10 protein-coding genes and 1 riboswitch are annotated in these 13,448 nt (G+C 47.0%); all 10 genes read left to right on the top strand.

All coding sequences use genetic code 11. The features are described from left to right. Positions 1-5 precede the first annotated feature (5 nt). The 10 genes from ACZM6M_RS11220 (at position 6) to ACZM6M_RS11175 (ending at position 13,436) form a co-directional block, all read left to right on the top strand. The gene (locus ACZM6M_RS11220) at positions 6-854 is read left to right on the top strand and encodes an ABC transporter permease (protein WP_337932010.1); all 849 of its coding nucleotides are present in this window, start codon (positions 6-8) and stop codon (positions 852-854) included. Continuing rightward, positions 847-1,818: a glycerophosphodiester phosphodiesterase gene (locus ACZM6M_RS11215; protein ID WP_337932012.1), complete on the top strand. Its 972-nt coding sequence runs from the start codon at positions 847-849 to the stop codon at positions 1,816-1,818. Before ACZM6M_RS11220 ends, ACZM6M_RS11215 begins: the two co-directional genes overlap by 8 nt. Then, entirely contained in the window at positions 1,803-3,161 is a 1,359-nt protein-coding gene (locus tag ACZM6M_RS11210) for an MATE family efflux transporter (protein ID WP_337932014.1), read from the top strand. Before ACZM6M_RS11215 ends, ACZM6M_RS11210 begins: the two co-directional genes overlap by 16 nt. A gap of 323 nt (positions 3,162-3,484) precedes the next feature. Then, entirely contained in the window at positions 3,485-4,765 is a 1,281-nt protein-coding gene (locus tag ACZM6M_RS11205; RefSeq protein WP_489490432.1) for an O-acetylhomoserine aminocarboxypropyltransferase/cysteine synthase family protein, read from the top strand. 142 nt (positions 4,766-4,907) lie between these two features. Next, positions 4,908-5,003, top strand: a riboswitch (purine riboswitch). 179 nt (positions 5,004-5,182) lie between these two features. Then, positions 5,183-7,609, top strand: a complete 2,427-nt coding sequence (xdhA, locus tag ACZM6M_RS11200) for a xanthine dehydrogenase subunit XdhA (protein WP_489490431.1) — start codon at positions 5,183-5,185, stop codon at positions 7,607-7,609. Positions 7,610-7,629: 20 nt separating this feature from the next. Beyond that, positions 7,630-8,520, top strand: a complete 891-nt coding sequence (gene xdhB / locus ACZM6M_RS11195; RefSeq protein WP_337433788.1) for a xanthine dehydrogenase subunit XdhB — start codon at positions 7,630-7,632, stop codon at positions 8,518-8,520. Continuing rightward, entirely contained in the window at positions 8,513-9,004 is a 492-nt protein-coding gene (gene xdhC / locus ACZM6M_RS11190; protein ID WP_066547877.1) for a xanthine dehydrogenase subunit XdhC, read from the top strand. The genes xdhB and xdhC overlap by 8 nt, the downstream gene beginning before the upstream one ends. An 80-nt stretch (positions 9,005-9,084) precedes the next feature. Then, complete coding sequence (locus ACZM6M_RS11185; RefSeq protein WP_489490430.1) at positions 9,085-10,449, top strand: uracil-xanthine permease family protein; 1,365 nt, start codon at positions 9,085-9,087, stop codon at positions 10,447-10,449. A 147-nt stretch (positions 10,450-10,596) separates the two neighbouring features. Beyond that, complete coding sequence (gene cls / locus ACZM6M_RS11180) at positions 10,597-12,150, top strand: cardiolipin synthase (RefSeq protein ID WP_066547879.1); 1,554 nt, start codon at positions 10,597-10,599, stop codon at positions 12,148-12,150. Positions 12,151-12,263: 113 nt separating this feature from the next. After that, positions 12,264-13,436: an S-layer homology domain-containing protein gene (locus ACZM6M_RS11175; RefSeq protein WP_489490429.1), complete on the top strand. Its 1,173-nt coding sequence runs from the start codon at positions 12,264-12,266 to the stop codon at positions 13,434-13,436. Positions 13,437-13,448 lie beyond the last annotated feature (12 nt).

Below are 13,448 nucleotides of genomic sequence, written 5' to 3'. Positions count from 1 at the left end.
GGTATATGAAAGAAAAAATGCTGGGAAAACTGTTTCCCTATATTCTGATTTTCCCGTCCCTGATTATTTTGATGGGAGTTGTATTCTATCCCATCGCAGCCAGCCTCCTCCGCAGCTTTCAGCTGGAGGAAGGCGGCTGGGGACTGGACAACTACGTATATTTTTTTACAGACAAAATCCAGAGAAATAATATTATTTATACACTTCAGGTAGTGATTATAACCGTGGTTCTGGCTATTGGGATTTCGTATTTTCTGGCTATTTATTTAAGATTTTCCAATACCTGGGTCAGCCGGATGATTGGACGGCTGTATTTGCTTCCCAGGTTTATCCCGGGTCTTGTGGCAGTTAATGGAATGATCACGGTAATACGTGATTCAGGTCTGATTAACCGAATCTCCCGACTGTTGGGAATGAATCTTCAATTGGGGCTTATGTATAATGGAAAAGGAATCGTTCTGATGAATCTTTGGTTTAACATTCCTTTTGCCACTATGCTGATGGCAGCAGCCCTGTCTAAAATTCCGAATTCTACTATCGAAGCGGCAAGAGATGCAGGGGCGGATCGGTTTCGGATTTTAAAGCAGATGATTTTGCCGCTGACCTATCGGGATATCTTTGTAGCAGCAACGTTTGTGTTTATGAGTAATATCAGTTCGTTTACAACACCATATCTGATGGATGGGAATAATCCGCAAATGATGGGGATTTCTTTATATACGCAGTTTAATAATGGTCATTATGAAAAAGCAGCAGCTCTTTCGGTTATCATGTTTCTGTTTTCTGTGTTGTCGGCCATTGTTTATGTATATACTAATATGAAAGAAAATGAATGGGAGAAAGGAAATGGCTGAGCTTTACAATAGAAACTCTCCTTGTCCGATTGCTCATAGGGGATGTATGGAAGCCGGTCCGGAAAATTCCCATACAGCTTTTGAGGCTGCTGTGACCCTGGGAGCCGGAGGGGTGGAAATAGATGTCCGTAAAACCAGGGATGGAAAACTGGTGGTGTTTCACGATGCAGACGTCAGGCGTCTTACAATGGGATGGCAGGGGCCGTACTGTAACAGTAAGATAAAAGATATGACCTGGGAACATATTAGTCAGATACGGCTTCCTTTTGGAGGCCATCTGTTAAAACGGTTTCCAGATGAAGGATATGCAGATGAAAAACAGTATTATTATCCCTGGGCAGCAGCCTCGGAACAGGATGTGCTTTACCAGATGGGACGGCTGGAAAGCCGGTCAAAAAGTGAAGAACAGCTCACTTTGGCGATATACCGATGTTATAAAGAAGAGTATGAGAAGTTGTGTCTGGAAGATGGGAGACTGGAACAGATTCTTAGTCTTCAGGAATTCTTTAAGTGGCTCCAAACACAGCCAGATGGATTTTTTGCCGAGGTAGAATTGAAAGAGAGAGGAATTGCCGGAGCAGTAATACAAATGGCAGAAAAATACCATGTAGAAGAACGGTGCATTATATTTTCCGGAATAGAAGATGTAATCTGGGAAATCCAGGACTGGTGCAAGAATCATGGGAAACCAGACAGGCTCCGGCTGGGGGCCAATATCCGTTATCTCAGGGAAGAGCAGAAAGAGATGCTGGAGAGAGGGGATTTTTATGAGGTAGGATTAAATGCAGGGGCATTTGAAAGCAGTGATGTCGAGTATCTACATCAGAGAGGAATTCGGGTTTTTTCTAATCTGGGGGATACTCCGGTCTGGTGGGAAACATTAGAGTGTCTGGGGGTAGATGGTTTTAAGACGAACTGCCTTGGAGCGTACAGAAAGTGGAGGCAGAAATGGGAGCAGCGGTAGAAAAGAGAGAAAGATTGGGAATAGAAACCATGACAGTCCAGGTACCCTGGAAAGCGATTCTATGGTTTTCTATTCCTCTTTTTATAGGCAGTCTGTTCCAACAGATCTACAGTATGGCAGATGCTGTGATCGTAGGACGGTTAGTAGGAGTAAAGGAACTTGCAGGAGTGGGAGCAACGGGAGCCATGAGCTTTTTGGTTCTTGGGTTTGCTACGGGCATCACCAGCGGGTTTTCTGTGGTGATTGCACAGAGAGCTGGGGCAGAGGACAGAGAGCAGATTCGAATTTCAGTGGCGGCCTGCTGCTGGCTGTGTATAGCAGTGACTGTAGTGATGACGATTTTAAGTGTGGCAGGGGCAGATTTCCTTCTTCGGATCATGAATACTCCAGATGATATTTTCCGGTATGCATCAGGATATATCAGGATTATATTTGGAGGACTGGGGGCTTCCATCTATTATAATATGATTGCAGGTATTTTGAGGGCTGTAGGAGACAGCCGTACTCCATTATATTTCCTGATATTTTCTTCAGTGTTTAATGTGGTTCTGGATATTGCAGCGGTTCTGGTGTTTCATGGCGGTGTAGAAGGAGCATCATTTGCTACAGTCATTTCCCAGTTGATTTCTGCGTTCCTCTGTCATTGGTATGCAGGTAGGAAATACCCGGGTATATGGCCAGAAAAAAGGCACTGGTCTGCAAGTTTATCCCAGGGATGGAGGCACTTAAGGATTGGTCTTCCCATGGCTTTGCAGTTTTCCGTAACAGCAGTTGGGATCATGATTCTCCAGGCATATTTAAATGGCTTTGGTTCAGTGGTAATTGCAGGCTATACAGCTGCCGGAAAGGTAGAAAACCTGGTGACCCAACCTTTTACAACTCTGGCAGCTGCCATGGAAGTGTATTGTGGACAGAATTATGGAGCCGGCAGGCCGGACAGAATTCGTAAAGGTATTTCCTCCAGTTTAAAAATGGGAGGAGTGGCAGCTGCCGGAATGCTGGTTTTGAATGTAGTGTTTGGCCGTCAGATGATCCAGATATTTTTGGAATCCTACGATTCGGCAATTGTAGAATATGGATATATTTATCTGGTGATTATTGGAGCATTTTCTATGGTACTATGTATGCTCCAGATTGTCCGCAGCTCGCTTCAGGGGATGGGAGAAGCCCTGGTGCCCATGGCGGGGGGAGTCATAGAGCTGGCTGCCCGATGGGCTGGCTGCATATGTTTATTGCCGTTTGGCTATGCAGGAATCTGTTTTTCCACTCCTCTGGCCTGGGTTCTGGCACTGACGCTTCTTCTTGTATACTATAAAAAATTAGGGAGGGAAACTAAATGTTAGACAAACGATTGGTTTTTAAAGAAATATGGAGACAGGAAGGAAGAACTGGGTATCCGCTTCCTATTCGCAGAAAATATGAAAGGCATAAAAAACAGTTTAATGAAGGGCTTTGTGTTCTGGAGCAATATCTGAAAGTAGATCCTGGATGGTGTCGGTAAACTTTCCGGTACGGAGCAGAGTAAGCCACTGACCATGTATGGAATTATCTGTGGGATTTCACCCAATTTCAAGTTGAATCCCCATCCAACCTGGGTTATAATAAAAAGCAGCTGTTCCAAACAGTATCAAATTTTACGGAAACCGACCCCAGGAGGAAGAGAAGTATGACAAAAAAGCGTTCATTAGACACTATCTGTATTCAGGGTGGCTGGGAGCCGAAAAACGGCGAACCAAGACAGCTGCCTATTTACCAGAGCACGACCTTTAAGTACACCTCAAGCGAGCAGATGGGACGTCTGTTTGATCTGGAAGAAGACGGATATTTCTATACAAGACTGGCAAACCCCACCAATGACGCGGTCGCAGCCAAGATCTGCGAGCTGGAGGGCGGTGTGGGTGCCATGCTTACTTCCTCAGGCCAGGCGGCTAATTTTTATGCGGTGATGAATCTGTGTCAGGCAGGAGACCATGTGGTAAGCTCTGCGGCTATTTACGGCGGCACAACGAACCTCTTTACTGTTACAATCCCTAAAATGGGAGTGGAATGTACCCTGGTAAGCCCGGATGCCACTGAAGAGGAGCTGGCAGCAGCGTTCCGCCCCAATACAAAGGCATTATTTGCAGAGACCATTGCCAACCCTGCATTAACGGTTCTGGATATTGAAAAATTTGCAAAAGCAGCCCATGACCATGGTGTTCCCCTGATCGTGGACAATACATTTGCAACTCCTATCAACTGTCGTCCCTTTGAGTGGGGAGCAGATATTGTAACCCACAGTACCACCAAGTACATGGACGGCCACGCCATGACCATAGGCGGCTGTATCGTAGACAGCGGCAATTTTGACTGGGAGGCTCACCACGATAAGTTTAAGTGCCTGACAGAGCCGGATGAGTCCTATCACGGTGTAATCTATACGCAGAAATTCGGGAAAATGGCCTATATTACAAAGGCTACTGCACAGCTGATGCGTGACCTTGGATCGATCCAGTCTCCCCAGCATGCCTTTCTGATCAACGTAGGCCTTGAGACCCTTCATCTGAGAATGCCCCGGCACTGTGAAAATGCATATAAGGTAGCTTCCTATCTGAAATCCAGAGAGGATGTGGCCTGGGTAAATTATCCCGGACTGGAAGGCGACAAATATTATGAGCTTGCAAAGAAATATATGCCGGATGGTACCTGCGGCGTTATTTCCTTTGGCTTAAAATCCGGCAGAGAGGGAGCAGCCAGATTTATGGATCGGTTAAAGCTCTGCTCCATTGAAACCCATGTGGCTGATTCCCGCACAGCCGTTCTTCATCCTGCAAGCCATACGCATAGACAGCTGACCAATGAGCAGCTTGTAGAGGCAGGCGTTGATCCGTCCATGATCCGCTTCAGCGTCGGTATTGAGGACGCAGAGGATATCATAGAAGATATTCGTCAGGCATTAGAGGAATAAGACGTTATTCTTGTGAAAATATAACGATAAATCGCAAAAATTTTTAGGTTGTTTTTGTGAAAAATACACAAAAATAAAGAAAATATTTGAGAAAAATGCAGATGGACTAAATTTTTTTAAGGGTATATAATATAGATAATTCAATAAAGTAAATTGTCTGATATGTATATCCTGGGGATTGGCCCAGAGTCTCTACCAACTACCTTAAGAGTTGACTACATACATTTATGTAGTCAGCTCTTTTTTTGTACCTGTTTATAAGCTGGGCGTTGTTGGATTTTAACAGTTATTTTTACCTGAAAAATTCATGCTTGCGGCATTGGTATAAAAAGAGAGCTGTCCGTTTATCCGAGGATGAAAGAATCGGAACGATCGTTCGGGATGCAGACACAGACAGTAAAGTAAGGAGGAAATACAATGAAAGTTGTTGGCCAGGAAATCACACGCGTGGACGCTTTCGGTAAAGTGACCGGTGAAGCCAAGTATACCGCAGATTTGGAACCCAGAGATATCCTTCATGGAAAAGTCGTCCATTCCACCATTGCAAATGGCCTTGTAAAGAGCTTTGATCTGGACGAGGCGTTAAAGGTGCCGGGAGTGGTAAAGATCGTCACCTGTTTTGATGTTCCGGATATCCAGTTTCCCACCGCAGGTCATCCCTGGAGCGTGGAGTTAAAGCATCAGGATATCTGTGACAGAAAGCTTTTAAATCAGAGAGTCCGCCTTTATGGGGATGATATTGCGGCAGTTGTGGCTGAAAATGAAGTGGCTGCGGCTCAGGCGGCTCGTCTGATCAAGGTTGAGTACGAGGAGTACGAACCCATTGTTACCGTAGAAGCGGCATTAAAGCCGGAGGCAACACCTCTTCATCCCGATCTCAGAAAGGACAACGTAGTCGTTCATTCCCATATGACCATGGGATCTTCTGATTTTACTTTTGAAGAGGGAAGAAAGAAAGCCATTGAAGAGTACGGAGAGGAAAATCTGGTGGAGATTGATGAAACATATGATACTCCAAGGATTTCCCACTGCCATATTGAGCTTCCCGTTTCCTGGTCCTATGTGGATACAAACGGAAAAGTGACCATTGTTTCTTCCACGCAGCTTCCCCATATTGTACGCCGTGTAACGGCTCAGGCATTGGGAATCCCAGTTGGTAAGGTTCGCGTGATTAAGCCCTATATCGGAGGCGGTTTTGGAAACAAGCAGGATGTACTTTATGAGCCGTTAAATGCCTTCCTTTCCATGAGTGTAGGCGGAAGAGCCGTCCGGATGGAGATCAGCCGCGAGGAAACCATTTCTGGAACCCGTACCCGCCATGCGATCAAGGGCGTGTGCAAGGGTATTGTTACAAAGGACGGAACCGTACTTGCAAGACGGCTGGAGGCCTTTGCCAATAACGGCGGCTATGCCTCCCATGGTCACGCTATCTGTGCCAACTGCGGAAATGTATTTAAGGATCTGTATAAAGACCGGCTGGGTACAGAGGTAGACTGCAGGACCGTTTATACCTCTTCCCCTACGGCAGGAGCCATGAGAGCATACGGCATCCCCCAGGCAGATTGGTTTGCAGAGTGTCTGACAGATGATATGGCAGATGCAGTCGGTATGGATCCCTGTGAATTCCGCTTAAAGAACTGTCTGGATGCAGGCTTTGTGGATCCGGCCAACGGTATTACATTCCATACATATGGCCTGACCGAGTGCATTAAAAAAGGCCGGGAGTACATTCACTGGGACGAAAAGAGAGAGGCCTATAAGAATCAGACCGGACCGGTGAGAAGAGGTGTGGGAATGGCGATGTTTATTTACAAAACAGGCGTTTATCCCATTTCTCTGGAAACTGCTTCTGCCCGCATCACTTTAAATCAGGACGGTTCCATCCAGCTTTCCATGGGCGCTACGGAAATCGGACAGGGAGCAGATACCGTATTCACCCAGATGGCGGCAGAGACTACTGGAATCAGCGTAGACAGGGTATATATCAATTCCACACAGGATACGGATGTAACTCCCTTTGATACAGGTGCTTATGCGTCCCGTCAGACCTATGTATCCGGCATGGCCTGCAAAAAGTGTGCCTTAGAGTTCCGTCAGAAGGTCTTAGAGTATGCTGCCTATATGCTGAACCATGATGTGACAGATCTTTCAAAGACGGTCTATGCAGATCTTGTAAAGGAGGCTGCCGGTAAGGTACGTCAGGTTCTGGGGCTTCATGCAGAGGAGAAAATTACCTGGGAGATGTTAGACATTGCGGACAGCCAGGTGGTTGTAAACGGCGGCGATCCGGTACTCTTTGATGTGGCGGTAGTAGCTGATACAGCGTTCTATTCCTTAGACCGCTCCATCCATATCACAGCAGAGGTTACAAACCAGTGCAAGGACAATACCTTTGCTTCCGGCTGCTGCTTTGTGGATCTGGAAATCGATATGCCTCTGGGTCTTGTGACTGTAAAGGATGTGATCAATGTCCATGACTCCGGTATCCTGATCAATCCGAAGACAGCTGCCGGACAGGTACACGGCGGTATGAGCATGAGCCTTGGTTTTGGACTTTCTGAGGAGCTTTTAGTAGATGAAAAGACCGGAAAACCGTTAAATAATAACCTTCTGGATTACAAGATCCCTACCGCTATGGATGCTCCGGAGCTTCATGTGGAATTTATCCAGTTAGACGATCCTACAGGCCCTTATGGAAACAAATCTCTGGGCGAGCCGCCGGCAATTCCGGTTGCTCCGGCGATCCGGAACGCCATCCTTCATGCAACCGGCGTACATATGAATACAGCGCCTATGACAGCCCAGCGTCTGATCGCAGCGTTTAAAGAAAAGGGACTTATTTAAGAAGGAAGGAGAAATAAGGCATGTTTGATATAAAATCATTTTACGAGGCAAAGGATGTACAGGATGCTGTGCAGGCTCTGGTAAATGAGCCGGATGCAGAGGTGATCAGCGGTGGTACCGACGTACTGATCCGTGTAAGAGAGGGAAAGGATGCAGGAAAAGCCCTTGTATCTATCCACAATATTCCGGAGCTTAAGGGAGTAAATGTTCTGGAAAACGGAGATCTCTGGATCGGAGCAGCTACTGCATTTTCCCATATTACAAATGATCCCCTGATCCAGAAGCTGATCCCCATGCTGGGTGAGGCAGTGGATATGGTGGGTGGACCTCAGATCCGCAACACAGGAACCATCGGCGGAAATATCTGCAATGGAGCTACTTCTGCAGATTCAGCTTCTACCATGTGGACCTTAAATGCCAAAGTGATCCTAGTGGGACCGGAAGGGGAGAGAATCGTTCCCATCTGCGAGTTTTATACAGGTCCCGGACGGACCGTAAGAGCCAGAGAAGAGGTATGTACGGGCTTTCTCATTGCAAAAGAGGATTATGAGGGCTGGTACGGCCAGTATGTAAAGTACGGAAAGAGAAAGGCCATGGAGATTGCCACTTTAGGCTGTGCAGTCCGGGTAAAGCTTTCAGAAGACAAGACGGTCATTGAGGATGTGCGTCTGGGCTACGGAGTGGCAGGACCTACGCCCCTTCGCTGCCGGAACGCAGAGGAAGGCTTAAAAGGAGCAAGAGTGGATGACAAAGAGGCGGCAGAGCAGTTTGCAAAAACAGCGCTCACAGAAGTAAATCCCCGTTCTTCCTGGAGAGCATCCAAGGAATTCCGCTTACAGCTCATTGAGGAGTTAGCAAAGCGTGCACTGGCAGAATCTATCACAAGAGCAGGAGGTAATTGCAATGCTTAAGATCATACATATGAAAGTAAACGGAAAAGAGCATGAACTGGCAGTGGACGAGAGAGAGTCCCTTTTAGATACTCTGCGTCTGCGCCTGGGGCTGACTTCGGTGAAAAAGGGCTGTGAGGTAGGAGAGTGCGGAGCCTGTACGGTACTGGTAAACGGAGAGGCCATTGACAGCTGTATTTATCTGACCATGTGGGCAGATGGAAAGAGCGTAATGACCGTAGAAGGCTTAAAGGGGCCAAACGGCGAGCTTTCTCCGATCCAGAAGGCATTCATTGAGGAGGCGGCCGTCCAGTGCGGCTTCTGTACGCCGGGTCTGATCATGAGTGCGGTTGAGATCGTGGGAACGGGAAAGAAGTATAACCGCGAAGAGCTTAAAAAGCTCATTTCCGGTCATCTGTGCCGCTGCACGGGCTATGAGAACATTTTAAACGCTATGGAACGGATTGTGGAAGAAGTATATCAGACCACACATAAAGAAGCATAGAATGAGTGTGCCGGCAGATGTCTGGTCTGGGGAGATAAATAAAGACAGCTGCCGGCATGAGAATGGAGGCGGTAAATCGTATGGGGAAAACAGCAAAAACAGCAGGAAATGCAGCAGACTGCAGTATTAACAACATATACAGACTGGAGGGAAGAGTGCCCATCGGAAAGGCTATTCCCTTTGGACTGCAGCATATTTTAGCCATGTTCGTTTCAAACCTGGCGCCGATCACCATTATTGCGGGAGCGTCCAAGACGCCTCTTACACCGGCCCAGCTGGGTATGCTTCTGCAGAACGCCATGTTTGTAGCAGGCATTGCTACCATGATCCAGCTTTATCCCATCTGGCGGATCGGATCAAAGCTTCCTGTGGTTATGGGTGTAAGTTTTACCTTCGTAACGGTGCTCAGTACCATTTCAGCCAATTACGGCTATCCGGCTGTAGTAGGAGCGGTTCTGGCGGGAGGTCTCTTTGAAGGAACCTTAGGACTGATGGCAAAATACTGGAGAAAGATCATTACTCCGATCGTAGCGGCCTCTGTAGTAACAGCCATCGGTTTTTCACTCTTTACCGTAGGAGCCAGATCTTTTGGCGGCGGCTATAATGATGATTTCGGTTCTGCCCAGAACCTGATCCTTGGAACCGTAACACTGGCTACCTGTCTTTTGTGGAATATTTTTGCAAAGGGATATCTAAAGCAGCTTTCCGTTTTAGCCGGCCTGGTAGTAGGATATATTCTGGCGATCACCATGGGAAAGGTAGATCTGTCTATGATCATGTCCGGCGGAATCATTTCCCTGCCCCATCTGATGCCCTTTAAGCCGGAATTTTATCCGGGAGCGATTATCTCCGCATGTATCATTTTCCTGGTGTCTGCGGCTGAGACCATCGGCGATACCTCTGCTCTGGTAGCAGGCGGATTAAACCGGAAGATCACAGGAGAGGAAATCTCAGGTTCTCTGGGTTGCGACGGCTATGGTTCCGTTATTTCCGGTCTCTTTGGATGTCCTCCTGTAACTTCTTTTTCACAGAACGTAGGCCTTGTCAATATGACAAAGGTAGTGAACCGTTTTACGATCATGACGGGCGCTGCCTGCATGATTTTAGCAGGACTTCTTCCGCCGGTGGGAAATTTCTTTGCTTCCCTTCCGGACGCAGTATTAGGAGGATGTACGATCATGATGTTTGGAACTATCTTAACCTCTGGTATTCAGATGGTGGCTGACTGCGGTTTCTCTCAGAGAAATATTACCATTGCAGCGTTGTCCTTATCCATCGGCATCGGTTTTACCACAGCCAGCGAGGTCGGGATCTGGGATATCTTCCCGCCGATGATCCAGTCCGTATTTTCTGCCAATGTGGTAGCGGTAGTGTTTGTAGTATCTATTATTTTAAGCCTGATCCTTCCAAAAGATATGGACGTGAAAAAGATCGATCAGCAGTAGCGGCCAGAATGGAGGCAGCTTCGTATACTTGCCAGAAAAGAAAATATATGAGATAATAATACGCGGTTTAGCTTCTTTGGGGCTGGCCGCGTATTTTCTCTCGGGAAAGAATATGGGGCCATTGTTTTAGAAGAAAGGGACATACATATGAAGAAAAAACTGAGAGGTCTTTTTAGGATCATCTTTGGCAGGACTGCTTTTGTAATGGCAGGGCTGGGGCTGCAGCTTTGGGTATTTATAGCGGCGTTTAAGTTTTTGAATGGGTATCTTCATTATTTTTATATTCTCTGTGTGCTTTTAAGTGCTCTTGCAGTGATCGCCATTTTAAATGAACCTATTGATTCCAGCTTTAAGATGGCCTGGATCATACCGGTACTCGTGATACCGGTGTTCGGCGTACTTTTATACATTTTCGTACAGATGCAGTTTCAGACCAAAGCTCTGGCCAGACGTCTGGCAGCATCCACTGCCAAAACAAGACCCTATCTGAACCAGAATGAGGATGTGAGGAAGGAACTTGAGGCTCTGGACGGCCGTACGGCCGGACTGGCGGATTACCTGGAACGTATGGCTGGAGCGCCGGTATATAAAAATACGGACATCGAGTATTTTCCCCTGGGAGAGGATATGTTCGTACGGTTGATGAAAGAGCTGAAGGCGGCAAAGCATTTCATTTTTATGGAGTTTTTTATCATTGATAGGGGATATATGTGGGATGAGATCTTAAAGGTTCTGGAGGAAAAGGTAAAGGAAGGAGTAGAAGTCCGGGTGATGTATGACGGAATGTGCTGTCTGATGCTTCTTCCGTTTCACTATCCCAGGCAGCTGGAACGGAAAGGGATCCGCTGTAAAATGTTTTCTCCCATTATCCCGGTGCTTTCGACCCATCAGAATTACAGGGATCATCGAAAGATTGCAGTCATTGATGGCCGCTGTGCCTTTACCGGAGGAGTAAATCTGGCAGATGAATATATTAACCGCAAAGTGCGCTTTGGCCACTGGAAGGATACGGCTCTGATGGTAAGGGGAGATGCGGTAAAGAGCTTTACCATGATGTTTCTTCAGATGTGGGATGTGACAGAGAAAAAGGAAGAGGATTACAGGAGATATCTTTCTGCTCCGGCAGGAGAAGCCGCAGCCGGACGGATGGAGAAAGGCTATGTGATCCCCTATGGGGACAGCCCCTTTGACAAGGAACAGATCGGCGAGCAGGTCTATCTGGACATACTCAGCCAGGCAAAGGAATATGTCCACATTATGACGCCGTATCTGATCCTGGATGACGGCATGAAGGACGCCCTGTGCTATGCGGCAAAACGGGGAGTGGAGGTTATTATCATTATGCCTCATATTCCGGATAAGAAATATGCCTATCTGCTGGCCAGAACCTATTATCCGGAGCTTTTAAAGGCAGGAGTCCGGATTTTTGAATATGAACCGGGCTTTGTCCACGCGAAGGTTTTTGCCAGTGATGATGAGAAAGCCACGGTGGGAACCATCAACCTGGATTTTCGCAGTCTGTACCTGCATTTTGAGTGCGGCACTTTTTTATACCGCAATCCGGTTATTGAAAAAATCGAAGCGGATTATCAGGAAACACTAAAAAAATGTATTCCGGTCACCCTTGAAACCTGTTATAGCTACAGCTGGCTGGGCCGCAAGGCAGGAAGGCTGCTGCGTCTGATCGCGCCTCTTATGTAGGCGCTTTTTGTTTATCAAAAAATACACAGCCAGAACACAAAATCGTCACAAACGGATGGTACATTAGTGACAGTTAATCATTGATATGTATAATTACTTAGAGGAGTTTATGTATGAAAGGTTCCCAATCCTATGGCCGCTTTATCTGTGGTTCTCTGGCTGCTTCGTTTGCCGTTTCGCCCTTTTTGTCTCTTACAGTGCTTGCAGACAATATTTCCAGCGCCAATTTTGACCTGCGCCGTCAGGTAGTAAAGCTTACGGGAATCATGGAGATTTCCAGCTTCCGGGGGCAGATCACAAGAGGAGATTTTGCGAAGATGCTGGTAAAGGCGTCCAGCTACCGGGAAAATCTTCCTTCTTCCAGCGTGTCGGTATATGCGGATGTGCCGGCAGACCATCCAAACGCGGTCTATATCCGTGTGGCAGCTTCTCAGGGCTGGATGAGCGGATATCTGGGCGGCAATTTCAAACCGGAGGAGCCTGTTTTATATAAGGACGCAGTGAAGGCCGTTTTAACGCTGTTAGGCTATACAGATGAGGATTTTACAGGAGAGATGGCCAGCTCCAGGATTTCGAAATTTAATCATCTGGAACTGAATGAAGATGTGAGCTGTCAGGCGGATGAAGCGATTACGGAAACGGACTGCATGAATATTTTTTATAATCTGCTGAAAACAAAAAAGAAGGACAGCAACGAGATATACGGAACCGTGCTGGACTGCGAGCTGAATTCAGATGGGGAGATCAATCCCATTTCCATACTGGAGGATGAGCGCAAAGGCCCCATCCTGGTCCATAAGAATTTCAGCGTGGCCCAGTCTGTACCCTTTGATACGGAGGATGCCAATGTGTTTTTAAACGGCGTGGAAAGCACCCTGGCGGCGGTAAAGGCTTCCCAGCAGCAGTCTGGTTTTGCAGTACTGTATTACAATGTGAAGTCAAAAACCATCTGGGCGTATACGACCACCGGCTGGGATACAAAGGACGATTCGGGCAACAACACCTATGTGCTCATCAAGGGAGAGATCAAAAATATCTACTATCAGTCCACAGATGTGATGACGCCGACCTCGGTGCGCATCGAGGTGGATGAGGCAAATTCAGACGATGATTTTGATACCAGCGAGGATGTGGATTCCGACGGCTATCTGAATATCAGTCTGGACTCTTCGGAACTTCAGTATCTGTTTTCCATCTATGGAAATCTGGAAGTGGGGGACGATGTGGTGCTGGTGTGCAGCAGAAGCGGAAGCAGCTATACGGCAGTGGATGCGATTGAATATTAAGGGAGAAACGAG

This window comes from Enterocloster sp. (assembly GCF_057861365.1).
Note: the sequence above shows the minus strand (reverse complement) of the source record. Positions and strands in the feature narration are given on the sequence as shown.

Excerpts from the sequence above, each read along its gene's own strand:
- ACZM6M_RS11220 (WP_337932010.1), top strand. The coding sequence starts at position 6 with ATGAAAGAAAAAATGCTGGGAAAACTGTTTCCCTATATTCTGATTTTC.
- ACZM6M_RS11215 (WP_337932012.1), top strand. The coding sequence starts at position 847 with ATGGCTGAGCTTTACAATAGAAACTCTCCTTGTCCGATTGCTCATAGG.
- ACZM6M_RS11210 (WP_337932014.1), top strand. The coding sequence starts at position 1,803 with ATGGGAGCAGCGGTAGAAAAGAGAGAAAGATTGGGAATAGAAACCATG.
- ACZM6M_RS11205 (WP_489490432.1), top strand. The coding sequence starts at position 3,485 with ATGACAAAAAAGCGTTCATTAGACACTATCTGTATTCAGGGTGGCTGG.
- xdhA (WP_489490431.1), top strand. The coding sequence starts at position 5,183 with ATGAAAGTTGTTGGCCAGGAAATCACACGCGTGGACGCTTTCGGTAAA.
- xdhB (WP_337433788.1), top strand. The coding sequence starts at position 7,630 with ATGTTTGATATAAAATCATTTTACGAGGCAAAGGATGTACAGGATGCT.
- xdhC (WP_066547877.1), top strand. The coding sequence starts at position 8,513 with ATGCTTAAGATCATACATATGAAAGTAAACGGAAAAGAGCATGAACTG.
- ACZM6M_RS11185 (WP_489490430.1), top strand. The coding sequence starts at position 9,085 with ATGGGGAAAACAGCAAAAACAGCAGGAAATGCAGCAGACTGCAGTATT.
- cls (WP_066547879.1), top strand. The coding sequence starts at position 10,597 with ATGAAGAAAAAACTGAGAGGTCTTTTTAGGATCATCTTTGGCAGGACT.
- ACZM6M_RS11175 (WP_489490429.1), top strand. The coding sequence starts at position 12,264 with ATGAAAGGTTCCCAATCCTATGGCCGCTTTATCTGTGGTTCTCTGGCT.